At 70.9% G+C, this 23,760-nt stretch carries 20 protein-coding genes; 8 read left to right on the forward strand and 12 right to left on the reverse strand.

Annotated elements, in window-relative coordinates:
- Positions 1-126: 126 nt before the first annotated feature.
- The gene (locus ACIBJF_RS17780) at positions 127-1,044 is read right to left on the reverse strand and encodes a zinc-binding alcohol dehydrogenase family protein (protein WP_399174618.1); all 918 of its coding nucleotides are present in this window, start codon (positions 1,042-1,044) and stop codon (positions 127-129) included.
- A gap of 128 nt (positions 1,045-1,172) precedes the next feature.
- Between ACIBJF_RS17780 and ACIBJF_RS17785 the strand changes: the two genes are divergently transcribed.
- Together ACIBJF_RS17785 and ACIBJF_RS17790 are read left to right on the forward strand one after the other, a co-directional pair.
- The gene (locus ACIBJF_RS17785) at positions 1,173-1,610 is read left to right on the forward strand and encodes a MarR family winged helix-turn-helix transcriptional regulator (protein WP_399174619.1); all 438 of its coding nucleotides are present in this window, start codon (positions 1,173-1,175) and stop codon (positions 1,608-1,610) included.
- A gap of 19 nt (positions 1,611-1,629) precedes the next feature.
- On the forward strand, positions 1,630-2,157 hold the full coding sequence (locus tag ACIBJF_RS17790) for an isochorismatase family protein (RefSeq protein ID WP_399174620.1): 528 nt from the start codon (positions 1,630-1,632) through the stop codon (positions 2,155-2,157).
- A 182-nt stretch (positions 2,158-2,339) separates the two neighbouring features.
- Here the strand turns inward: ACIBJF_RS17790 and fdhD are convergent, their stop codons facing one another.
- Genes fdhD through ACIBJF_RS17815 form a run of 5 tightly spaced genes read right to left on the reverse strand, consistent with a single transcriptional unit; the run spans position 2,340 to position 8,762 of the window.
- Complete coding sequence (gene fdhD, locus ACIBJF_RS17795) at positions 2,340-3,188, reverse strand: formate dehydrogenase accessory sulfurtransferase FdhD (protein WP_399174621.1); 849 nt, start codon at positions 3,186-3,188, stop codon at positions 2,340-2,342.
- Positions 3,189-3,195: 7 nt separating this feature from the next.
- Positions 3,196-4,056 (reverse strand): 2Fe-2S iron-sulfur cluster-binding protein, encoded by an 861-nt coding sequence (locus ACIBJF_RS17800; protein ID WP_399174622.1) that lies wholly within the window; start codon positions 4,054-4,056, stop codon positions 3,196-3,198.
- Positions 4,053-5,870 (reverse strand): NADH-ubiquinone oxidoreductase-F iron-sulfur binding region domain-containing protein, encoded by a 1,818-nt coding sequence (locus tag ACIBJF_RS17805; protein ID WP_399174623.1) that lies wholly within the window; start codon positions 5,868-5,870, stop codon positions 4,053-4,055. The genes ACIBJF_RS17800 and ACIBJF_RS17805 overlap by 4 nt, the downstream gene beginning before the upstream one ends.
- Positions 5,871-5,874: 4 nt before the next feature.
- Positions 5,875-7,794, reverse strand: coding sequence for a molybdopterin oxidoreductase family protein (locus ACIBJF_RS17810; RefSeq protein ID WP_399174624.1), 1,920 nt, complete (start codon positions 7,792-7,794; stop codon positions 5,875-5,877).
- The gene (locus ACIBJF_RS17815; protein ID WP_399174625.1) at positions 7,791-8,762 is read right to left on the reverse strand and encodes a 2-dehydropantoate 2-reductase; all 972 of its coding nucleotides are present in this window, start codon (positions 8,760-8,762) and stop codon (positions 7,791-7,793) included. Before ACIBJF_RS17815 ends, ACIBJF_RS17810 begins: the two co-directional genes overlap by 4 nt.
- 227 nt (positions 8,763-8,989) lie before the next feature.
- Between ACIBJF_RS17815 and ACIBJF_RS17820 the strand changes: the two genes are divergently transcribed.
- The 4 genes from ACIBJF_RS17820 (at position 8,990) to ACIBJF_RS17835 (ending at position 12,311) form a co-directional block, all read left to right on the forward strand.
- On the forward strand, positions 8,990-10,327 hold the full coding sequence (locus ACIBJF_RS17820) for an OFA family MFS transporter (protein WP_399174626.1): 1,338 nt from the start codon (positions 8,990-8,992) through the stop codon (positions 10,325-10,327).
- Positions 10,302-10,430: a hypothetical protein gene (locus tag ACIBJF_RS17825; RefSeq protein WP_399174627.1), complete on the forward strand. Its 129-nt coding sequence runs from the start codon at positions 10,302-10,304 to the stop codon at positions 10,428-10,430. The genes ACIBJF_RS17820 and ACIBJF_RS17825 overlap by 26 nt, the downstream gene beginning before the upstream one ends.
- Positions 10,431-10,568: 138 nt before the next feature.
- Positions 10,569-11,516, forward strand: coding sequence for a beta-ketoacyl-ACP synthase III (locus ACIBJF_RS17830; RefSeq protein WP_399174628.1), 948 nt, complete (start codon positions 10,569-10,571; stop codon positions 11,514-11,516).
- 117 nt (positions 11,517-11,633) lie between these two features.
- Entirely contained in the window at positions 11,634-12,311 is a 678-nt protein-coding gene (locus ACIBJF_RS17835) for a GntR family transcriptional regulator (RefSeq protein WP_399174652.1), read from the forward strand.
- Between the two features lie 154 nt (positions 12,312-12,465).
- Here the strand turns inward: ACIBJF_RS17835 and ACIBJF_RS17840 are convergent, their stop codons facing one another.
- The gene (locus ACIBJF_RS17840; RefSeq protein WP_399174629.1) at positions 12,466-13,791 is read right to left on the reverse strand and encodes an RNA-guided endonuclease InsQ/TnpB family protein; all 1,326 of its coding nucleotides are present in this window, start codon (positions 13,789-13,791) and stop codon (positions 12,466-12,468) included.
- A 27-nt stretch (positions 13,792-13,818) separates the two neighbouring features.
- On the opposite strand from ACIBJF_RS17840, the gene tnpA reads away from it, so the two are divergent.
- The gene (tnpA, locus tag ACIBJF_RS17845) at positions 13,819-14,250 is read left to right on the forward strand and encodes an IS200/IS605 family transposase (RefSeq protein ID WP_399174630.1); all 432 of its coding nucleotides are present in this window, start codon (positions 13,819-13,821) and stop codon (positions 14,248-14,250) included.
- Between the two features lie 158 nt (positions 14,251-14,408).
- Here tnpA and ACIBJF_RS17850 read toward each other — a convergent pair whose 3' ends face one another.
- From ACIBJF_RS17850 to ACIBJF_RS17870, 5 genes are all read right to left on the reverse strand, one after another.
- Positions 14,409-15,818 carry an OFA family MFS transporter gene (locus ACIBJF_RS17850; RefSeq protein WP_399174631.1) on the reverse strand — a complete coding sequence of 470 codons (1,410 nt, stop codon included), beginning with the start codon at positions 15,816-15,818 and terminating at the stop codon, positions 14,409-14,411.
- A gap of 1 nt (position 15,819) precedes the next feature.
- Positions 15,820-17,184, reverse strand: coding sequence for an MFS transporter (locus tag ACIBJF_RS17855; RefSeq protein WP_399174632.1), 1,365 nt, complete (start codon positions 17,182-17,184; stop codon positions 15,820-15,822).
- Between the two features lie 124 nt (positions 17,185-17,308).
- Entirely contained in the window at positions 17,309-19,453 is a 2,145-nt protein-coding gene (locus ACIBJF_RS17860) for an acetate--CoA ligase family protein (protein WP_399174654.1), read from the reverse strand.
- 4 nt (positions 19,454-19,457) lie between these two features.
- The gene (gene frc / locus ACIBJF_RS17865; protein ID WP_399174656.1) at positions 19,458-20,690 is read right to left on the reverse strand and encodes a formyl-CoA transferase; all 1,233 of its coding nucleotides are present in this window, start codon (positions 20,688-20,690) and stop codon (positions 19,458-19,460) included.
- 11 nt (positions 20,691-20,701) lie between these two features.
- Positions 20,702-22,384 (reverse strand): thiamine pyrophosphate-binding protein, encoded by a 1,683-nt coding sequence (locus ACIBJF_RS17870; RefSeq protein ID WP_399174633.1) that lies wholly within the window; start codon positions 22,382-22,384, stop codon positions 20,702-20,704.
- Between the two features lie 234 nt (positions 22,385-22,618).
- Between ACIBJF_RS17870 and sucC the strand changes: the two genes are divergently transcribed.
- Complete coding sequence (gene sucC / locus ACIBJF_RS17875; RefSeq protein ID WP_399174634.1) at positions 22,619-23,749, forward strand: ADP-forming succinate--CoA ligase subunit beta; 1,131 nt, start codon at positions 22,619-22,621, stop codon at positions 23,747-23,749.
- Positions 23,750-23,760: the final 11 nt, after the last annotated feature.

A 23,760-nucleotide genomic window follows, 5' to 3' on the forward strand; every position in this document is an offset into this window, starting at 1 on the left:
CGACTGCCCTTCGTCGGCGGACATCCGGACATCCGGACATCCCACGTCCAACGTGCGCCCCATCGACGGTAGTTGGGGCAAGGTCGCCTCACAAGAAGCGTGCAGCACAAGGAGCCCGCGAAGGGCCTACGGGCACAGCACGACCTTGCCCAGGTTGGCCCGCCGCTCGATCACCTCGTGTGCCTTGGCGGCGTCCTCCAGCGCGAACCCGGCGTGCACGGCGGGCTTCAGGGAGCCTTCGGCGAACAGCCGCCACAGCTCCTGGCGCCACCGCTCGTACAGGTCCGGCCGGCCGCGGGCGATCACGGCCATCTGGAACCCGATCACGGACTTGGCGCCCACCAGCAGGTCGTACGCCTGGACGGTGCCGCCGCCGGAGCTGTAGGCGACGAGGCGGCCGTGCGGGGCCAGGGCGGCGAGGGCGGGGGTGAGCAGGTCGCCGCCGACGGCGTCCAGGACGCAGTCGACGGGATCTCCCCAGCTGCCGTCGCCGTAGCGGACACAGTCGTCCGCGCCGAGCGAGCGGACGAACTCCGCCTTGCCGGGGTCGGACACGGTCCCCACCACCCGTCCCGCACCCCGCGCCCGTGCCAGCTGCACGGCCAGGTGGCCGACCCCGCTCGCCGCCGCGGTGACCAGCACGGCCTCGCCCGGCACCGGGCGCGCCGCCTCCAGCGCGCCGAACGCCACCAGGCCGCTGCGCACCAGTGCGACCGCGTCCACGGCGTCGGCGCCGTCCGGTACCGATGAGGCCATGGCCTCGTGCAGCAGGGCGAAGTCGGCGTACCCGTGCCCGAAGCACAGCCCGGTCACCCGCTCGGCCGGCCGGAAGCGGGTCACGCCCTCGCCCACCGCCACCACCTCGCCGGCGATCTCCCCGCCCAGCGGTATCGGCCCGGCGGCCTCGGTGACCTTGCGGACCACGGGCAGGGTGATCCCGACCGCCGCGCAGCGCACCAGCAACTCTCCGGGGCCGGGCTCGGGGACGGGGGCCTCCTCCAGGAACAGCGGGCCGCCGGTCGACTCATAGCGGACGCGACGCATCGCACACACCTCCACGCCGGGCGCACCCGGCGCCTCGATCGTTGGGGACACCCATGAATTCGTTGGGAGCCCCAACGGTAGCGGAGGTTCATGGGGAATCCCAACGATTTCTCGGTTAGGCTGCCGGCATGGCCGAAGCACCCCTGCCCGCGATCCGCTCCCTGCCCAGCTGGCTCCTCGGCCGCGCCGCCGCCCGGGGCCGCTCCCTGGTCGCCGACGCCCTCGCGGCCGAGGGGCAGAAGATGTGGCACCACGTGGTCCTCTCCGCCGTGCGCGACCTCCAGCCCGTCGCCCAGGCCGACCTGGGCCGCAGTGTGGGCCTGGATCCCAAGGACCTGGTCGGCGTGCTCAACGACCTGCAGGCCGCCGGCCATGTCGTGCGCGCCCCCGACCCCAGGGACCGGCGCAAGAACGCCGTGTCCCTCACCGACGACGGCGCCCGCCTCCTCGTGCGCTGCGAGAAGGCGGCCCGCGAGGCCAACGACGAGCTGCTCGCCCCGCTGTCGGCCGCCGAACGCGATCAGTTCACGGGCCTGTTGATCCGGATTTCCGGCACGGACGGCTGACGGCGGCTAACGTTCCGTCATGACCGCAGCTCCCGTCCTCGATCCGCAGCGCACCGCCCTGGTCCTCGTCGACCTGATGGAACGCATCGTCGCGCTGCCCCTGGAACCCCGCAAAGGCACCGAAGTACTGAGCACCGCCGAGGAGTTGGCACACGCCTTCCGCACCGCCGGGGCACCCGTCGTCCTCGTCCGGGTCGAACGCCCCTCGGTCGCCGAACAGCCGCCCGGCAGCTCACTCGTGCCCGGCCTCGCCCGGAGCGGCGACCTGGAGGTGGTCAAGCGGACCATCGGCGCCTTCCAGGGCACCGGCCTGGACGAACGGCTGCGCGAACGCGGCGTCACCACCCTGGTGTTCGGGGGCATCGCCACCAACCTCGGCGTGGAGTCCACCGCCCGCGCCGCCGCCGACCTCGGCTACGACCTGGTCTTCGTCGAGGACGCCATGGCCGCGTTCACCGCCGCCGAGCACGAGGCGTCCGTACGGCTCGACTTCCCCCGGCTCGGCACGGTGGTGACCGCCGCCGGCGTACGCCTCAGCCCCGCCTGACCGTGTGCCGGTGACCGACGCGGAACCGGACCAGGCCTGCCGGCCCGGGCGGTGGGACGCCGCTCACCGCCGATCACGGCGTTCGCCGAGACGGCGCAGTCGCTCGGCCGAGGCGGGGCCCGGCGGCGCAGGGGGCGCTCCCCGCCGGCCGGGGCCCCGCCGCCGTGCCGCGGGGAGGCACCTCAGCCCTGGGCGGCCGTCTCCCGCAGGGCGATGCGGTCCTCGCCCGCGTACACGTTCATCGAGCTGCCCCGCAGGAAACCCACCAGCGTCAGCCCTGTCTCCGCGGCCAGGTCCACCGCCAGCGACGACGGCGCCGACACGGCCGCCAGCACCGGGATGCCCGCCATCACCGCCTTCTGCGCCAGCTCGAACGAGGCCCGCCCGGACACCAGCAGGATCGCCCGCGACAGCGGCAGGTCGCCGTTCTGCAGCGCCCGGCCGACCAGTTTGTCGACCGCGTTGTGCCGGCCCACGTCCTCCCGTACGTCCAGCAGCTCGCCGTCCTCGGTGAACAGCGCCGCCGCGTGCAGGCCCCCGGTCCGGTCGAACACCCGCTGGGCCGCTCGCAGCCGGTCGGGGAGGCTCGCCAGCAGTTCCGGGGCGACCCGGACCGGGGGAGTGTCGGCGATCGGGAAGCGGGCCGTCGTGCGTACGGCGTCCAGGCTGGCCTTGCCGCACAGGCCGCACGAGGAGGACGTGTAGACGTTCCGCTCCAGGGTGAAGTCCGGCAGGGCGACGCCGGGCGCGGTCTTCACGTCGACCACGTTGTAGGTGTTCGAGCCGTCCGCCGTCGCACCCGCGCAGTAGACGATGTTCTGCAGGTCGTCCGCGGTCGCCAGCACACCCTCGCTGACCAGGAAGCCGGCCGCCAGCGCGAAGTCGTCGCCCGGCGTGCGCATGGTGATCGCGAGTGGCTTGCCGTTCAGGCGGATCTCCAGGGGTTCCTCGGCGACGAGTGTGTCCGGCCGGGTGGAGAGCGCCCCGTCCCGGATGCGGAGGACCTTGCGTCGTTCCGTGACTCGTCCCATGTCCTGATCAGCCCCGGTTCTGTACGTGCTGGTAGCCGAAACGGCCCTTGATGCAGAGATTGCCGTGGGTCACCGGGTTGTCGTGCGGCGAGGTGACCTTCACGATCTCATTGTCCTGCACATGGAGCGTGAGGGTGCAGCCCACTCCGCAGTACGCGCACACCGTGGACGTCCGCGTCTGCCGGGACTCGTCCCAGGTGCCCGCCGCCCGCATGTCGAACTCCGTCTTCGGCGCGAGCGCCCCGGTCGGGCACACCTCGACGCAGTTCCCGCAGTACACGCACGCCGAGTCGGTGAGCGGAGCGTCGTGCTCGACGGCGATCCGGGCGTCGAATCCGCGCCCGGCGACGGAGATCGCGAAGGAGTTCTGCCACTGGTCGCCGCAGGCGTCGACGCACTTGTAGCACAGGATGCACTTGCCGTAGTCGCGTACGTACAGCTCGTTGTCGATCCTGGGCTGCTCGTTCACCCGGGCCGCGTCAGGGCCGAAACGGTCCGGCTTCGCCTCGTACTCCTTGATCCACTCGGCCGCCCTCGGGGTGGTCGACAAGTCGACTGAGGAGGCGAGCAGCTCCAGGACGATCTTCCGGCTGTGCCGGGCGCGCTCGGTGTCGGTACGGACCTCCATGCCGGGCTCCGCCGTGCGCGAGCAGGCCGGCACCAGCGTCCGCGAGCCCTCGACCTCCACCACGCACACCCGGCAGGCGTTCTTCGGGCGCAGCGTGTCGCCCTGGCACAGCGTCGGGATGTCCTTCCCCGCGGCCCGGCAGGCGTCCAGGACGGTCGAGCCCTCCGGGACCCGCGCGGGCTCGCCGTCGACGGTGCACTCCAGCAGCCGGCGCGGGATCCCCAGCGGTGTGACGGTCATGCGTACGCCCCCAGACGGTCGATGGCGGATTCCACGGCGTTCCAGGCGGTCTGCCCCAGACCGCAGATCGAGGCGTCCCGCATCGCCCGGCCGACCTCCCGCAGCAGGGCGATGTCGTCGGCGGCCGCGGCCCCGGTCCGCTCGGCGATCCGGCGCAGCGCCTCCTCCTGCCGGACGGTCCCGACCCGGCACGGCACGCACTGCCCGCAGGACTCCTCCCGGAAGAACTCGGCGATCCTGAGCAGCAGCCGGGGCAGCGGCACGCTGTCGTCGAAGGCCATCACCACGCCGGAGCCGAGCGTGGTGCCCGCCTGACGGGTGCCCTCGAACGTCAGCGGGATGTCCAGCTCGTCGGGCCGTACGAACCCGCCCGCCGCGCCGCCGAGCAGCACCGCCCGCAACCCCTCCCGGACGCCGGCCAGTTCGAGCAGCTCGCCGAGCGTGGCGCCGAAGGGGAGTTCGTAGACACCGGGCCGCGCCACGCTCCCGGAGACGCAGTACAGCTTCGGCCCGGTCGACCGCTCGGTGCCGATCGCCGCGTACGCCGGGGCGCCCATGGTCAGGATCGGCAGGACGTTGACCAGCGTCTCGACGTTGTTCTCGACCGTCGGCTTGCCGAACAGCCCCTTCTCCACCGGGAACGGCGGCTTGGAGCGCGGCTCTCCCCGGTAGCCCTCGATGGAGTTGAACAGGGCAGTCTCCTCACCGCAGATGTACGCCCCCGCGCCCCGCCGGATCTCGATGTCGAAGGCGTAGCCCTGGCCGAGGACGTCGTCCCCGAGGAAGCCACGCGCGCGTGCCTGCCCGATCGCGTGCTCCAGGCGGCGCAGCGAGCGCGGGTACTCGCCGCGCAGATACAGGTAACCCTTGTGGGCGCCGGTCGCGTACGCCGCGATGGTCATCGCCTCGACCAGCGCGTACGGGTCGCCCTCCATCAGCACGCGGTCCTTGAAGGTGCCCGGCTCGGATTCGTCGGCGTTGCACACGAGGTAGTGCGGGTGGTCGGGCTGGGACGCCGTGGCCTGCCATTTGCGGCCGGTGGGGAAGGCGGCGCCGCCGCGGCCGACCAGGCCGGAGTCGGTGACCTCGCGGATGACTCCGGCCGGCCCGAGCGCGAAGGCCCGGCGCAGCGCGGCGTAACCGCCGTGCGCGCGGTAGTCGTCCAGGGAGGCCGGATCGACGACCCCGACCCGCCGCAACAGCACGAGGTCCGCCCGGCCGGCCTGGGGCACCGCCATGGCCGCCGGAGGTTCCTCCGGTGCCGAGTCGGGCGAGCGGGCCGCGCGTACGGCCTCGTCCACGGTCGCCGGTGCCGCCACCGCCGTACGCACCGGATCGCCCGCCCTGACGGCGAGGGCCGCCGGGGCGCGCTCGCACAGGCCCAGGCAGGGGCTGCGCTCGACGCCGACCCCGCCGCCGAGACGTTCCTCCGCACCGGCGCACAGCGCGTCGGCCCCGGCGGCCGCGCAGGCCAGGTCGGTGCACACGTGCAGCACGGTCGCCGGGCGGGGCTTCATGGAGAACATGGCGTAGAAGGTGGCGACGCCGTAGGCCTCGGCCGGCGGCACGGTCAGCCGGCGGCACAGATAGCCGAGGCCGCCCTCGCTGATCCAGCCGACCCGGTCGCTGAGCGCGTGCAGCCCCGGCAGCAGCAGATCGCGCCGGTCCCGGGCCGCCCGGCCGCCGCGCGCCCACCTCAGGTCGGCGTCGCTGCGGTCGGCGCCCTCCCAGGAGGACTCCGGCGGGCCCAACAGGGCGTCCACGGCAGCCCGTTCCTCGTCCGTCGGCTTGCTGTCGCCGAAGTGCAGGTCCACCAGGTCACCTCACGATGGTCGCGACGGGCAGCTTCTCGATGCGGATCGCCGACGCCTTGAACTCCGCGGTCCCCGCGATCGGGCAGTTCGCCTCGATCGTCAGCTGGTTGGTGTCCACCTCGTCGGGAAAGTGCATGGTCATGAAGGCCAGGCCGGGCCGCAGCGCGGTGTCGATCCACACCGGCGCCACCACCGACCCGCGCCGCGAGGTGACCCGCACCTCCTCGCCGACCACGACCCCGTACCGCTCGGCGTCCTCCGGGCACAGCTCGACGTACTCGCCGCGGCGCAGCGGGGAGGCGAAACCGCCGCTCTGCACACCGGTGTTGTACGAGTCCAGGCGCCGCCCGGTGGTCAGCCGGATGGGGTACTCCTCGTCGGTGAGATCCACCGGCGGATCGTGCTGCACCAGCCCGAACGGCGCGGGCACACCCCGCGTGTCGGGGTCGGACTCCCACAACCGGCCGTGCAGGTATGTCGGTTCGAGCCGGTCCGTGCTGGGGCAGGGCCACTGGATGCCCCGGTGCTCCTCCAGCCGCCGGTACGTCATCCCGTAGTGGTCCGGGGAGACCGAGCGCAGCTCGTTCCAGACCGCCTCCGCGTCCGCGTACTTCCAGTCGTGGCCCAGCCGGGCCGCCAGCTCGCAGATGATGTCGATGTCCTCGCGGGCCTCCCCGGGCGGGGTGACGGCACGCCGTACCCGCTGCACCCGGCGCTCGCTGTTGGTGGTCGTGCCCTCGGTCTCCGCCCACCCGGCGGTCGCCGGCAGCACGACATGCGCCAGCTCGGCCGTCCTGGTGAGGAAGATGTCCTGCACGACGAGGAAGTCCAGCGCGCCGAGCCGCCGTACGGCCTGCTCGCTGTCGGCCTCCGACTGCGCCGGGTTCTCCCCGATGCAGTACACCGCCCGCAGACTCCCCTCCTCCATCGCCTCGAACATCTCCGTCAGGTTCAGCCCGTAGTGCGGCCGGATCACGGTGTCCCACGCCGACTCGAACTTCAGCCGGACGTCCGCGTCGAGGATGTCCTGGAAGCCGGGCAGCCGGTTGGGGATCGCGCCCATGTCGCCGCCGCCCTGCACGTTGTTCTGCCCGCGCAGCGGCTGCAGTCCCGAGCCGAAGCGGCCGACGTGGCCGGTGAGCAGGGACAGGTTGATCAGGGCGCGGACGTTGTCGGTGCCGTTGTGGTGCTCGGTGATGCCGAGCGTCCAGCACAGCTGGGCACGCTCGGCACGGGCGTAGGCGTGCGCCAGCTCCCGGATCGCGCGGGCCGGCACGCCGGTCACCTTCTCGGCGAGCGACAGCGTCCACGGCTCGACCAGCGCGCGGTACTCCTCGAAGCCGGTGGTCGCCCGCTCGATGAACGCCTCGTTGGCGAGGCCGGCCCGGATGATCTCGCGGCCGATCGCGTGCGCCATCGGGATGTCGGTGCCCACGTTCAGCCCGAGCCAGCTCTCCGCCCACTCGGCGGTGGAGGTGCGCCGCGGGTCGACGGCGTACATCCGGGCGCCGTTCCTGATCCCCTTCAGCACGTGCTGGAAGAAGATCGGGTGCGCGAAACGCGCGTTGGACCCCCACATCACGATGACGTCGGTGTGCTCGATCTCCTCGTACGACGACGTGCCCCCGCCGGAGCCGAACACCGCCGACAGGCCCGCCACGCTCGGGGCGTGACAGGTCCGGTTGCAGGAGTCGACGTTGTTGGTGCCCATGACGACCCGGGCGAACTTCTGCGCCACGTAGTTCATCTCGTTGGTGGCGCGGGCGCAGGAGAACATCCCGAACGCGCCCCGGTTGCGTTCCAGGCCCCGGGCCGCCCGGTCCAGCGCCTCCTGCCAGCTCGCCCGCCGGAACGGTTCGTCGCGGCTGTCCCGGACCAGCGGGTGGGTCAGCCGGGTGTAGGTCTTCGGTTGCCGTTTCCTCATGCGGCGCTCCTCAGCGCGAGCAGGTCCGAGATGGCGTGCACGGTGCGCAGCGTGGGCACCTCGACGCCGGTGATCTCCGCGAGTTCGACGACGGCCGCGAGCAGCACGTCCAGTTCCAGCGGCTTGCCGCGCTCCAGGTCCTGGAGGGTGGAGGTGCGGTGGTCGCCGACGCGCTCCGCGCCCGCGAGCCGGCGCTCGACGGAGACGCCGACCGTGCAGCCGAGGGCCTCGGCGACCGAGAGCGTCTCGCGCATCATCGTCTCGATGACCCGGCGGGTGCCGCCGTGCAGACACATCTGCCGCATGGTGGCGCGGGCCAGGGCGCTGATCGGGTTGAAGGAGATGTTCCCGAGCAGCTTGACCCAGATGTCCCCGCGCAGGTCGGGCTCCACCGGGCACTTCAGGCCGCCGGTCCGCATGGCCTCGCCGAAGTCCGCACAGCGCGCGGAGATGCTGCGGTCGGGCTCGCCGATGGAGAACCGGGTCCCCTCCAAGTGCCGTACGACGCCTGGCCCTTGGAGTTCGGTGGCGGCGTAGACGACACAGCCGACGGCCCGCTCGGGGGCGAGGACACGGCTGACCGCGCCGTCCGGGTCGACGCTTTCGAGGCGGTGGCCGTCGTAGGGGCCGCCGTGCCGGTGGAAGTACCACCAGGGGATGCCGTTCTGCGCGGCCACCACCGCGGTGCGCTCGTGCAGCAGCGGCGCGATCAGCGGCCCGCACGCCGCGTACGCGTTGGCCTTCAGGCCGAGGAAGACGTAGTCCGCCGGGCCGACCTCGCCGGGGTCGTCGGTGGCGTGGGGGTGCGCGGTGAAGTCGCCGCGCGGGCTGAGCACACGTACTCCGTGCTGCCTCATGGCCGCCAGATGCGGTCCACGGGCGATGAGATGCACATCGGCGCCTGCGCGGTGGAGCGCGGCACCGACGTAGGCGCCTATGGCGCCGGCGCCGAGAACTGCCACTTTCACGGGAGCACTCCGTTCGGTTTGAGGGATACCGCGGAGGTGGGAGAAGGGGCCGACCGACGCGAGCCGCTCACCGGCTGAATCCTGTCGACGAAATATTGTCTACAGTATGGAATGACCCTCGGCAAGGGTTCGCGCGGCGACCGTTGAACGCAGGGTGGATACCGTTCACCGCATACGGTCGACCGCACCCTTCTCAACTCACGCTCCCCGCCCTAGCGTCCGCGGGCATGAGCAGCCCCCCTCTCGCACCCCCGGGCTGGAGCCGCTGGCTCGTCCCGCCCGCCGCCCTCTCCGTCCACCTGTCCATCGGACAGGCCTACGCCTGGAGCGTGTTCAAGCCGCCGCTCGAATCCGCGCTCCATCTCGACGGCACCCAGAGCGCGTTGCCCTTCCAGCTCGCGATCGTGATGCTCGGCCTGTCCGCCGCGTTCGGCGGCACGCTCGTAGAGCGCAACGGGCCCCGCTGGGCCATGACCGTGGCCCTCGTCTGCTTCTCCTCCGGCTTCCTGATCTCCGCGCTCGGCGCCCAGACGAAGCAGTACTGGCTGATCGTCCTCGGCTACGGCTTCGTCGGCGGGATCGGCCTCGGCATCGGCTACATCTCGCCCGTCTCCACCCTGATCAAGTGGTTCCCCGACCGGCCCGGCATGGCCACCGGCATCGCCATCATGGGCTTCGGCGGCGGCGCGCTGATCGCCTCCCCCTGGTCGGCGCAGATGCTCTCCTCCTTCGGCACCGGCCACTCCGGGATCGCCCTCGCGTTCCTGGTGCACGGTCTGGCGTACGCCCTCTTCATGACGCTCGGCGTGCTCCTCGTCCGCGTGCCCCGCGGAAACACGCCCGGCGCGAGCGCGAGCGGGCCGGGCTCCGCCGCCGGTGTGCAGGTATCCGCCAACAGTGCGCTGCGCACCCCGCAGTTCTGGCTGCTGTGGATCGTGCTCTGCACCAACGTGACCGCCGGCATCGGCATCCTGGAGAAGGCCGCCCCGATGATCACGGACTTCTTCGCGGACAGCTCCACCCCGGTGTCGGCCTCCGCCGCCGCCGGTTTCGTGGCACTGCTGTCGGCGGCCAACATGGCCGGCCGGATCGGCTGGTCGTCCGCCTCCGACCGGATCGGCCGCAAGAACATCTACCGCTGCTACCTCGGCGTCGGCGCGCTGATGTACCTGCTCCTCGCGCTGTTCGGGGACTCGGCGAAGCCGCTGTTCGTCCTGTGCGCCCTCGTGATCCTCTCCTTCTACGGCGGCGGCTTCGCGACGGTCCCCGCCTACCTGAAGGACCTCTTCGGCACCTATCAGGTCGGCGCCATCCACGGCCGGCTGCTCACCGCCTGGTCCACCGCGGGCGTCCTCGGGCCGCTGATCGTCAACTGGATCGCGGACCGGCAGAAGGACGCCGGGAAGCACGGTCCGGCGCTGTACGGGCTGTCGTTCGGCATCATGATCGGCCTGCTCGTCGTCGGCTTCGTCGCCAACGAACTCGTCCGTCCCGTCCACACCCGCCACCACCACGTCCCCGCCCAGAGGGAGGCCGCAGATGCCCAGCGACAGCAGCCCGCCTAGCCGGCGGGGCCTGATCGCCCTCGCCTGGCTGTGGGTGGGAGCCCCCCTCGGCTACGGCGTGTACGAACTCGTGCAGAAGGCGACGCAGCTGTTCACGCGGTGAACGCCCGGGCGTCCGAGGGTGTGAGGGAAGCCGACAACTCGGGCGCCCGATTCCTGTGGCTTCACCTGCCGTCGTACCCGTGGGTCACTGATCAGACTGGTGGATCCCGCTACCCACGGCCACGAGGGGACTCCCGCCATGAACGGCTCGCGCATCGCCGCCATCGGTCACTATCAGCCCGCCCGGGTGCTCACCAACGAGAACCTGGCCGGCATGGTCGACACAAGCGACGAGTGGATCCGCAGCCGGGTCGGCATCCGGACCCGGCACATCGCCGGTCCCCACGAGCCGGTCGACGAGCTGGCCGCGCACGCCGCCGCCAAAGCCCTCGCCGCCGCCGGTCTGACCCCCGGCGACATCGACCTCGTCCTGGTCGCCACCTCCACGGCCATCGACCGTTCCCCGAACATGGCGGCCCGGGTCGCGGCCCGGCTCGGCATCCCGCGGCCGGCCGCGATGGACGTCAACGTGGTGTGCGCCGGCTTCACCCACGCGCTGGCCACCGCGGACCACACCGTCCGGGCCGGCGCGGCCACCCGTGCGCTGGTCATCGGCGCCGACAAGATGTCCGACGTCACCGACTGGAGCGACCGCACCACCTGCGTCCTGGTCGGCGACGGCGCCGGGGCCGCCGTGGTGGAGGCCTGCCCGGCGGGTCAGGAGCCGGGGATCGGGCCGGTGCTGTGGGGATCGGTGCCGGAGATGGGGCACGCCGTGCGGATCGAGGGCACCCCACCGCGGTTCGCGCAGGAGGGGCAGAGCGTCTACCGCTGGGCCACCACCCAGCTCCCGGCCATCGCCCGCAGCGCCTGCGAACGGGCCGGCGTCGCCCCCGAGGACCTCGCCGGGGTCGTCCTGCACCAGGCCAACCTGCGCATCATCGAACCGCTGGCCGAGAAGCTCGGCGCCGTCAACGCCGTCGTCGCCCGCGATGTCACCGAATCCGGCAACACCTCGGCCGCCAGCATCCCGCTCGCCTTCTCCAAGCTGCTCGAACAGGGTGCGCTCAGCGCGGGCGACCCGGTGCTGCTGTTCGGCTTCGGCGGCAATCTGTCGTACGCCGGGCAGGTCGTACGCTGCCCATGAGTGACGAAGGGGACGCCATCAGGGCTGGATTTTGTGCACCGTAGACTGTAGACAAAAGACAATCGATACTGAGCGTCCAGCGTCCACACGCCAGACCTGCCCAGGAGGGGGACCGTGATGTTGTCGACCGGACTGCCGCAGGGGGCGGTACCGAAGCTGGAACGCCCCGGACCACTGCGCGAACGCGTCTACGAGGCACTGCTGGAGCTCATCACCACCCGCGCGCTGCAGCCCGGCCAGCATCTGGTCGAGAGCGAGCTCGCCGGACACCTCGGCGTCTCCCGGCAGCCGGTGCGCGAGGCGCTGCAGCGGCTCAACACCGAGGGCTGGGTCGATCTGCGGCCCGCCCAAGGCGCGTTCGTGCACGAGCCGACCGAGGAGGAGGCCGACCAGCTGCTCACGGTCCGCACCCTGCTGGAGGCCGAAGCGGCCCGGCTCGCCGCCCTGCACGCCGACGCCCCCGGAGTCGGCGCGCTGGAGGAGCTGTGCGCCGAGGGCGAGAAGGCCGTCACCGCCGACGAGGTGGACCACGCCGTCGCCCTCAACGCGGCCTTCCACGCCAAGGTCATGGACCTCGCGGGCAACGCCGTCCTCGCTGAACTCGCCGCCCAGGTGGACCGCCGGGTCCGCTGGTACTACACCCCGGTGGCCCGGCAGCGCGGACGCCAGTCGTGGATCGAGCACCGGGAACTGATCACCGCGATCGCCCAGCGCGACGAAGAGAGGGCCGCCTTCCTGATGCGCAACCACACCGAACACACCCGCCGCTCCTACCACGAGCGCAACGGCTCCTGATCACACCGGCTCGTCCGCCGGCCGACCCATCGCCCGGTCCGCCGCGCAGGACCGGGACTCCACCGCCAGCATGACCACCAACACGGCCACCAGCAGCAGGAGTTCGCCTTGAAGTTCTCCCCTCTCTTCGCAAGCTCAGGAAGGGGATTCCCGCCTACCTTGCGGCGACAGGCTTGACGGTTCTAGCCGCCTTACGACCGCGCCTTCCGGCGGCCGGGACCTCCACTATGACGTGGCCGATCCGGTACAGGTGCAAGATGTTCCGGGCTGCGTTCCAGTCGGCGTTGCACTGGAAGTCGCAGTCGGGGTTCTTGCACATGAACGTGGCCTGGTCTTCCCTGCTGCCGGGGACGGTGAATCCGCATGCTGAGCAGTGTCGGGAGGTGTTCGGGGCGGGAACCTTGACGAGCCGGCCGCCGTAGCGCCTGAGCTTGTACGTCAGCATAGTGACCGTGCGTCCCCACGCCTCTTGTGCGATGGAGCGGTTGAGGCCGGCCTTGGCTTTGACGTTCTTGCCCGGCTCCTCGGTGGTGCCCCGAGCGGACTTGACCATGTTCGTGATGTTGAGCTGTTCGACCACGATCACGCCGTACGTACGGGCGAGGTAGGTGGTCGTGTGGTGCTGCCAGTCCAAGGCTCGTCGCGTGGCTTTTGCTCGGAGCTGCTTGATCTGGTCGTAGGTGTGCTGCAAGCGGCGGGAGGTCTTCTCCCCCTTCTTGCGAAAACTCTTGCGGTGTGCGGCCTGCCGCTCCAGCTTGAGGAGTCTGGCCTTCTCCTTCGGGGTGAGCCACTTGTCCCGGTCGGCGGTGCCGTCCGGCAGGCGCGGGGGACGCCCGTGGTCCTGGTGGTCCTTGTTGGACAGGGCGAGGGGGATGTTCACTCCGGCGTCGATGCCGACTTCCGGGCCCTGGTGGGGTTGCGGCTTGGCTTCGAGGGTCTGGACGCGGAAGGCGATGTGCCAGCCGAGCGCATCTTTCACCAGCCGGGCGCCGGTGATCCGGTTATCGGTGTTGGCTCGCCTGCCCACGGGGAGGTCTTTGGTCCAGCGGAAGCGGACGCGGCCGATCTTCGGCAGGTTGACCATGCCCCAGCGACGGTGGACGCGGACGATGTTCAGGTCACGGCCCTGCGGGATGTCCACGGACATCACCGTGCGGAACCGGTCCTTGAAGTTCGGCTCGTCCGTCCGGCCTTCCCAGCAGTTCACCCAGGCGCGGAAGTATGTCTTCAGCACCGCCTGGGATGCCTGCGCGGGCAGCTTGGCGAGGAAGTCGAGGTCTTTGCGGGCTTCCCGTATCGCCGCGTCGGCGGCGGCGAGGGTCCGCTTGTCCTTCGGCATCATCTGCCACCAAGCGTGCAAACAGTTCCACATAGTGCGGGCCGCATGTGCCTGGTCGTCAATGACCCGGACCTCGCCAGGGCTGAGTGCCAGTCGGGCACGGTGCCCGAACTGCCGCTTCTCGAGGCCGAGTTCAGTCATGTTGATCACTATCTTACATTTGGGTTTATGTCGCCACGCTGGAATCCGAATCCCGACGTCAGAACCGGACATCACGTCGTCTATAACCTTCACGTCCACTTGGTGTTCGTCACCAAGTACCGGCGTAAGGCGTTCACCGACGAGATGCTGACGCGCTGCGAAGAGCTCATGCGGGAGGTCTGCGCGGACTTCGAGGCCGACCTGAAGCAGTTCAACGGCGAGCACGATCATGTACACCTGCTCGTGCACTACCCGCCGAAGGTTCAGCTCTCCAAGCTGGTCAACTCCCTCAAGGGAGTTTCCGCCCGCCTGCTTCGCAAGGAGTACGACGCGCACGTGCGCCGGTACCTGTGGGGCGGACACTTCTGGTCCGGCTCGTACTTCGCCGGAAGCTGCGGCGGGGCGCCGCTGACCGTCGTACAGCAGTACATCGAGCGGCAGCAGCGCCCCGTGGGCTGAGGTATACAGTGCCGACCCGTGCTCACGTGCGGGTCAGAGCGGGCTTGAGATGGCCTTCACCACCGCCCTGAAAGGCGGCGCACTGGCCAAGATCAAAAATAGAGGCGGAACATCCGGAAGGCGTGCCCAGGACGCCGGCCGCCTCCGCGCCACCGGCCTCAGGCGGTCGGCTGCGTCCTCGGTGCCGGCACGGCCTTCTCGGCCGTGTCCCGGCCCGGCTGGCGCAGCAGCAGCGCGATGGCCGCGGCCACCATCGACACCCCGCCGGCCAGCGCGTAGGCCCCGTTGTAGCCCCAGGCGCCGACCACCATCGAGCCGAGGCCGCCGCCGAACAGGCCGCTGATCAGTTTGCCGCTGTACACCAGGCCGTAGTTGGTGGCGTTGTAGTTCTCGCCGAAGTAGTCCGGGGTCAGTGCCGCGAACATCGGGTAGAAGGCGCCGCCGCCGAAGCCGGAGAGGAAGGCGAAGAACAGGAACAGCCACTCGCTCTTCATGTCACCGGCCCAGATGACGCCGAACTGGGCGAGCCCGAGCACCACGATGACGAAGACCAGGGTCGTCTTGCGGCCCCACCGGTCCGACAGCCAGCCGACGGCGGCCCGTCCCACGCCGTTGATGACGGCCATCACGCCCATCGACGAGGCCGCGACCAGCGGGCCGAAGCCGACCTTCTTGGCGAAGTCCACCTGGAAGGAGATCCCGAAGATCGACACTCCGGCGGTCATCACCACGGTGATCCACATCAGCGGGAGCATGCCGGTCCGGATGGCCTCCATGGGCGTGAACTGCCGTACGGCGGGCGGGTTCTTGGCCAGACTGGCGGCGCTCTTGGTGTTCCCCGAGACCGACAGCGGGTCGATGTCGGCCGGCCACCAGTTCTTCGGCGGGTCCTTGAAGAAGAACGCGCACACGGCGACGACGATCAGCACGTACACGCCGATCAGGTCCAGCACCTCGTTGTAATTGCCGGTGTCGAAGGCGTAGTTGAAGATGAAGATGAACGGCAGCGAGCCGTAGGCGAAGCCGCCGTTGACGAAGCCGGTCTTCGCGCCGCGCCGCTCCGGGAACCACTTGCCGACCATGTTGATGCAGGTCGCGTAGATCAGCCCGGAGCCGACACCGCCGACGACACCGAAACCGAGGATCGCCAGGAACACGTTGTCGAGGTGGGACAGCGCCAGGAAGCCGAGCAGACACATCGCGGCGCCGACGTACATCGCGCGACGCGCGGTGAGGATGCCCCGCTCGCGCAGCCAGCCCGCCGGGAAGGCGATGCCGGCCTGGAAGAACACCCAGATGCTGAGGATCCAGAAGGTGTTGGACTGGGTCCAGCCGTGCGCCTCGGACAGGGTGTCCTCGGCGGAGCCGTAGGCGTACTCCGAGACGCTGATGGCCATCATCGATATCCACGGCAGGTACACCATGAACCTGCGCGAGTGGCCGAGGATGTCGCGGTCCGTCTCGCCGATGCGGTAGACCCGCCCCCGGGAGTCGGTGACTTCGCGGTAGGAGCGGTTCGCCGCGCCGGGATCGGCCGGCGTGTTCCGAGTTGTGGGATCAGCCGTCATGTCAAGCCATCTCCTCGCCGAGGGGGTGGGGATTGGGGACGATGCGCCGGACGCTGAGCCTGCCCGGCGCTTTGAGGAACAGCGCCACTGCGGCGCAGGCGAGCCCGGTGCAGCCCGCCAGGAGCGATGCGGCGTGCGGGTGCCGGGCGGCGTACCCGGCCGCCCCTGTGCCGCAGCCGGCGGCGACCGGCAGGAGCCAGGCGCCGGTGAGCAGTCCGTGGACGCTCGCGTGGTGGTTCTCACCGAAGTGGTCCGCGGCCAGGGCGGTGACCAGCGCGAGCGCCGTCACGCCGGCGGCCGCGGTGGCCGCCGCGCAGCCGAGGAGGGTTACGCCGCTGCCCGTGCGAGCCGCGATCAGCACGCCGAACTGTGCGGCGCCCAGCAGCAGACAGGCCGCGATCAGCGCGGTGCGCCGCCCCGAGCGGTCCGACAGCGCCCCGGCCACGGCCGCCGCCGCGCCGCCCGCGACGGCCGCCCTCCACACCAACTCCGGGTTGATATCGAACAGTTGGGCATAGTGGACCTGCAGGACGAGGCTGAGCACGGTGTTACCGGCCGCGCCCAGCAGGCAGAGCCACATCAGCCACAACACCGGGCTTTGGGCCGCCTGTTGAAGGGTGAGGTGGCGTACGGCGGGCGGGTTCTTGTCGCGTGCGCGCCGGGCGATCGGATCCGGCGGCACGGAGAGCGGATCGGGATGCGGCGGCCACCAGTTCCGCGGCGGGTCCCGGAAGAGGCGGCCGGCGCCGGCCACGGCCAGGGATCCGGCGACGCCTGCGGCCGTGAGCAGCACCTGTGGGTCTGCGTCCGCGACCGGACGGAGGAGAAACGGTAGGGCCCCGACGGCGAGCCCGCTCGCCACCAGCCCCGTCGGGCCGCCCCGCCGCTCGGGCCACCACCGGCCCGGCAGCGTCAGACAGGTGGCGTGCACCAGTCCGGCCCCGGCACCGGCGCACACCGCGAAGGCCAGCCGGGCCAGGCCGAGTCCGGGGGCGAGGGCGAGCGCCAGGTACCCGGCCAGGGTGCCGAGCGCTCCGGTCGTCATGGCCGCGCGGGCGGGGAGCCGGCCGCTCTCCCGCAGCCGCCCGGCCGGAACGGCGACGGCCGCCTGGGCGAGCGCCCACAGGCCGGCCGGCCAGTACAGGTCCCCGCCCCACTGGTGGGCGGCACGGAGACCGGCCTGCGCCGCGACGAACGCGTACGCGGCGCCACTGATGCCCGCCATGCCCACCCAGGGCAGGACGACCATCCAGATCCGGCCACGGCCCAGCAGTTCGGCGTCGCTCTCGCCGACCCGGTACACGCGGCCCCTGCGGTCCCTCACCTGCCTGCACAGCACGGAGGCGGGAGGGTCGATGGTTTCCATCTCGCGGCTTGCACCCCTTGCGTCGAAAGTTCTGGCCAGCGCCCCCTGTCCATTGCCTTTCGTGCGCGCGCGGGTCCCGGGGCCGGCCGACGCGCACCGCCGGCCGGCCCCCGCGTCACTCACCTCATGAGCCACCCCCCAGAAGTCCCGCCGCCCGCGCCCACCGGTACTTCGCGCCGAGCACGGCCACCGGCTTCTCGGTCGTGTACGGGTAGGCCACGACGCCCCGCTCGAACAGGTACTGGCAGGCCTCCTCGACCTCGACGTCCCCCGCGAGGGACGCCACGACCGGCTTCTCGATGCCGCGCTCGCGGAACTCGGCGACCACGCGCGCCGTCAGCTCGGCGAACACCATCGGCGGGGTGACGATGGTGTGCCAGTAGCCGAGCACCAGCGCGTGGATCCGCGGGTCCTGAAGTCCGAGCCGGATCGTCGCCTCGTACGTCGACGGCGGCTCGCCCCCGGTGATGTCGACCGGGTTGCCGGCCGCGCCGAACGGCGGGATGAACCGGCGGAACGCCTCGTCCAGGTCGGGCGGGATCTCCATCAGGGACAGCCCGTTGTCGGTCACCGCGTCCGACAGCAGCACGCCGCTGCCGCCCGCGCCGGTGATGATCACGACGTTGTCGCCCTTCGGGGCGGGCAGCACGGGCAGGGCGCGGGCGTACTCCAGCATGTCGTTCAGGCCCGGCGCCCGGATGACGCCCGCCTGCCTGAGGATGTCGTCGTACACCGCGTCGTCGCCCGCGAGCGCGCCCGTGTGCGAGCCGGCCGCCTTCGCGCCCGCCGCCGTTCGGCCGGCCTTCAGGACCACCACCGGCTTCTTCGGCACCGTGGCCCGCGCCGCCGCCACGAACGCCCGGCCGTCCTTGAGGTCTTCGAGGTGCATGGCGATGCACTCGGTGTGCGGGTCCTCACCGAACCAGGTCAGCAGGTCGTCCTCGTCCAGGTCCGACTTGTTGCCGAGGCCGACGATCGCCGACACGCCCGTCTTCGTGGTGCGGGCGAAGCCGAGGATGGCCATGCCGATGCCGCCGGACTGCGAGGTCAGCGCCACCGGGCCCTTGACGTCGTACGGCGTGCAGAACGTGGCGCACAGGTCCTGCCAGGTGGAGTAGTAGCCGTAGATGTTCGGGCCGAGCAGACGGATCCCGTGCCGCTCGGCGATCTCCACGATCTCCGCCTGGAGTTCGTGCTCGCCGGTCTCGGCGAAGCCGGAGGGGATGAGGACGGCGTTGGGGATCTTCTTCCGTCCCACCTCCTCCAGCGCGGCTGCCACGAACTTGGCGGGAATGGCGAAGACGGCCACATCCACCTCACCGGGAACGTCCGTGACACTCTTGTACGCCTTGCGGCCCAGAATGTCATCGGCCTTGGGATTCACCGGGTGGATCTCCCCGGAGAAGCCGCCGTCGACGAGGTTGCGCATGACCGAGTTGCCGATCTTGCCCGCCTCGTTGGACGCGCCGATGACGGCGACGGAGGACGGCTGCATCAGCCGGCGCATGGACGTGAGGATCTCGTCGCGTGTGTACGTCTTCCTCGGCACCGGCTGCTTCTCGGCGAGGATCACACGGATGTCGGCGGCCACCGCGCCGTGGGGGGTCGCGATCACCGGGTTGAGGTCCACCTCGGCGATCTCCGGGAAGTCCGCGACCAGGTGGGAGACCCGCCGGATCTGTTCGGCCACCGCCCACCGGTCGACGCCCGCCTGCCCGCGCACCCCGCGCAGGATCTCCGCCGACCGGATGGAGTCCAGCATCGACAGCGCTTCGTCGGCCGTGACCGGCGCCAGCCGGAACGTCACGTCCTTCAGCACCTCGACCAGCACCCCGCCGAGCCCGAAGGCCACCACCTTCCCGAAGGTCGGGTCGGTGACCGCGCCGACGATGACCTCCTGCCCCTGGGGCAGCAGTTCCTGCACCTGCACGCCCTCGATCCGGGCTGCGGCGTCGTAGGCGCGGGCGTTCTCGACGATCCGGCAGAACGTGGCCCGTACGTCCGCCGCGCCCTCCACGCCGACCACGACACCGCCGGCGTCGGTCTTGTGCAGGATGTCCGGCGAGACGATCTTCATGACCACCGGCCCGCCGAAGCGTGCCGCCGCGGCCACCGCCTCGTCCACGTCCGTCGCCAGCTCCTCGCCCGGTACGGCGATCCCGTACGCGTCGGCGATCACCTTGCCCTCGGGCGCGGTGAGTGCCGTACGGCCCGCGGCGCGCACCGAGTCGAGGAGCGCGCGCACCCGCAGCTCCCGGTCCTCTGCCATCACGTCAGATCACTCCGTTCGACTTCAGCAGGCGCAACTCCTCGTCACCGAGGCCGAGTTCGCCGACGTAGACCTCTTCGTTGTGCTCGCCGAGCAGCGGTGAACTTTTCACCTCGACGGGGGAGTCGGAGAGCTTGAGCGGGCTGCCGACGGTGACGAACTCGCCGCGCTCGGGGTGCGGGACGCGCACCACCATCTCGTTGGCGGCCAGCGACGGGTCCTCGATGATCTCCTTGGTGGAGAGGATCGGCCCGCACGGGATGTTGTGCGCGTTCAGCTTCTCCAGCACCTCCCACTTGGGGAGGGTGGACGACCACTCCTCGATCAGCTGGAACATCTTGTTCAGCTTCGGCAGCCGGGCCTCGGGGGTCGCCCACTCGGGGTCGTCGGCGAGTTCCGGCCGGCCGATGAGCTCGCTGATCGGCTTCCAGCCGACCGGCTGGACGATGACGTACACGTAGTCGTTCGGGCCGCCCGGCGCGCACTTGACCGCCCAGCCGGGCTGGCCGCCGCCGGAGGCGTTGCCGGAGCGCGGCACCTCGTCGCCGAAGTCCTCGTTCGGGTACTCGGCGAGCGGTCCGTGCGCCAGGCGCTGCTGGTCGCGCAGCTTCACCCGGCACAGGTTGAGCACGGCGTGCTGCATGGCGACATTGACGCGCTGGCCGCGTCCGGTGCGCTCACGCTGGAAGAGTGCCGCCAGTATCCCGGCTACTGTATGCACCCCGGTGCCCGAGTCACCGATCTGCGCTCCCGTCGCCAGCGGCGGCCCGTCCTCGAAACCGGTGGTCGACATCGACCCGCCCATGGCCTGCGCGACGACCTCGTACGCCTTGTAGTCGGTGTACGGCCCCTCGCCGAACCCCTTGATGGAGGCGTAGACGATCCGGGGGTTGATCTCCTTGATGCGGTCCCAGGTGAACCCCATCCGGTCGATCGCGCCCGGGCCGAAGTTCTCGACCATGACGTCCGAGCGCCGGATCAGCTCGGTGAGGATGTCCTTGCCGCGTTCGGTCTTGGTGTTCAGGGTGATGCTGCGCTTGTTGCAGTTGAGCATCGTGAAGTAGAGGGAGTCGACGTCGGGCAGGTCCCGCAGTTGCTTGCGGGTGATGTCGCCGCTCGGCGCCTCCAGCTTGATGACGTCGGCGCCGAGCCAGGCCAGCAGCTGGGTGGCGGAGGGCCCGGACTGGACGTGGGTCATGTCCAGGACGCGGATGCCGTCGAGTGCCTTGGTGGTCACCTTGGGTCCCCTCACTTGTACATGGTCTGGTTCATGGTTCCGGGGGCGTACGCGTCCGGGTCGACCCAGACGTTGATGAGCGACGGCTTGCCCGACTCGCGGGCCCGGCGCAGCGCGGGGCCGATGTCGGCGGGGTCGCGGACCTCTTCGCCGTAACCGCCCAGCATCTGCGCGAACTTGTCGTAGGCGACGTCGCCGAGGGTGTTGCCGACCCGCTCGCGCTCCTTGCCGTACTTGGCGGCCTGGCCGTAACGGATCTGGTTCATCGAGGAGTTGTTGCCGACGATGCCGACGAACGGCAGGTCGTAGCGGACCAGGGTCTCGAAGTCCCAGCCGGTGAGGGAGAAGGCGCCGTCCCCGAAGAGGGCGACGACCTCCTTGTCCGGGCGTGCCTGCTTGGCGGCGAGGACGAAGGGGACGCCGACGCCGAGTGTGCCGAGCGGGCCCGGGTCCATCCAGTGGCCGGGCGACTTGGGCTGGACGACCTGCCCGGAGAAGGTGACGATGTCGCCGCCGTCGCCGATGTAGATCGAGTCCTCGGTGAGGAAGTCGTTGATCTCGCTGACGAGGCGGTAGGGGTGGATGGGCGACGCCTGCGACCTCAGCTGCGGCAACCGCTTCTCGATCGCCGTCTGCTCGGCCGCGCGCAGCTCGTCCAGCCATTCCTTGCGCTTGGCGGCGCCCCCGTTGAGGCGTCCGGAGGCCGCCTCGGCGACGGACTTCAGGACCAGTCCCGCGTCGCCGACGATGCCGAGGTCGATGTCGCGGTTCTTGCCCACCGTCCGGTAGTCCAGGTCGATCTGGACGACCGTCGCGTCGGGGGAGAGGCGCTTGCCGTAGCCCATGCGGAAGTCGAACGGCGTGCCGACGATCACGATGACGTCGGCGTTGGAAAAGGCGTATCGCCGCGAGAGCTGGAAGTGGTGCGGGTCGCCGGGTGGGAGGGTGCCGCGGCCGGCGCCGTTCATGTACGCCGGGATGTCGAGGGTGCGCACCAGCTCGATGGCCGCCTCGGTGCCGCGGGTCGTCCACACCTGGCTGCCCAGCAGGATCGCCGGTTTCTCGGCGTGCAGGAGCAGGTCGGCGAGCCTCTCGATCGCCTCGGGATCGCCGGCCGAGCGGGTGGAGGCACGGTAGGCGCCGGCCTTCGGCACCCGCGCCCTGTCGGCCGGCACCTTCGCGTCCAGGACATCGCGGGGGATCTCCAGGAAGGAGGGGCCGGGCGCTCCGTGGTAGCACTCGCGGAACGCCATCGACACCATGTCGGCGGCGCGGGCGGTGTCCGGCACGGTCGCCGCGAACTTGGTGATCGGCGTCATCATGTCGACGTGCGGCAGGTCCTGCAGGGACCCCATCTTGTGCTGGGTGAGCGCCCCTTGGCCGCCGATCAGCAGCATCGGGGACTCCGCGCGGAAGGCGTTGGCGACCCCGGTGACGGCGTCGGTCGTGCCGGGACCCGCGGTGACCACCGCGCAGCCCGGCCTGCCGGTGATCCGGGCGTAGCCGTCGGCGGCGTGCGCGGCGACCTGCTCATGGCGTACGTCGACGACTTCTATGCCCTCGTCGACGCAGCCGTCGTAGATGTCGATGATGTGGCCGCCGCACAAGGTGTAGATGCGGTCGACCCCCTCGGCCTTCAGCGCCTTGGCAACGAGATGACCACCGGAGATCACGTCCTGGGTGTCGTCGGGCATGGCGAAGTCCTGTCCCTTTCGTAGGGGTTGAGCGGCTCGCGTGCACTGCATACGGACAGCCGACGAGCTGTATGCAGTAGATTGCATACAGTCGACGAATACTGTATGAAGCTTGTTATCCCGCATCCCGTGGGTGGTGTCCAGGGGGCGAACACACTTTTCGGTCATCGGAGTCCGGCCTCTTTCGGTCAGTGCCGGGCGGACTCGCGACGGCCTCGCAGACAGGAGCCGCACATGGACCTGTACGAACACCAGGCACGGCAGCTCTTTCAGGAACACGGCATTCCCGTGCCGCAGGCCGAGGTCACCGACTCGTCCAAACAGGCCCGCGAGATCGCCCGCCGGCTCGGCGGCCGGGCCGTGGTCAAGGCACAGGTGAAGACCGGCGGGCGCGGCAAGGCGGGCGGAGTCAAGTTCGCCGCCGACCCCGCCGCGGCGGAGCTGACCACACGCCAGATCCTCGGCATGGACATCAAGGGCCACCGGGTCGGCACGGTGATGCTGGCCGAACCGGTCGACGTCGCCGAGGAGTTCTATGTCTCCTACGTCCTCGACCGCACCGCCGGCGGCTTCCTCGCCATCGCCTCCGCCCAGGGCGGCATGGAGATCGAGGAGGTGGCGGCGACCCGGCCGGAGGCGGTGGCGCGGATCCCCGTCGACCCGGCCGAGGGCGTCACGTCCGCCAAGGCCGGGGAGATCGCGCGCGCGGCCGGGCTGCCCCCGCAGACCGTCGACGTCCTCGTGCGGCTGTGGCAGGTGCTGATCCGCGAGGACGCCCTGCTGGTCGAGGTCAACCCGCTGGTGCGCACCGCCCAGGGACGGATCCTCGCCCTCGACGGCAAGGTCACCCTGGACGACAACGCCCGCTTCCGGCAGGCCCGTTGGGGCGAGCGGCACGAGGAGCACCAGGACCCGCTGGAGGCGGCCGCCGCCGAACGCGGCCTCACCTACGTCAGGCTCGACGGGGAGGTCGGGGTCATCGGCAACGGCGCGGGCCTGGTCATGTCCACCCTGGACGTGGTCGCCGGCTGCGGCGCCCGCCCCGCCAACTTCCTCGACATCGGCGGCGGGGCCTCCGCGCAGGTGATGGCCGACGGCCTGTCGGTGATCCTCTCCGACCCGGCGGTGAAGTCCGTCTTCGTCAACGTCTTCGGCGGGATCACCGCCTGCGACGCGGTCGCCGAGGGAATCGTGGCGGCCGTCGACACCGTCCGGCTGACCAAGCCGCTCGTCGTCCGCCTCGACGGCAACAACGCCGCACGCGGACGCGCGATCCTCGGCGAGCGCGCCCATCCGCTCGTCGAACAGGCCACCACCATGGACGGCGCCGCCCGCCGGGCCGCCGAACTCGCCCACACCGCCTGAGGAGCCGGGAC

The organism is Streptomyces sp. NPDC050743, assembly GCF_044456925.1.
Lineage (GTDB): Bacteria > Actinomycetota > Actinomycetes > Streptomycetales > Streptomycetaceae > Streptomyces.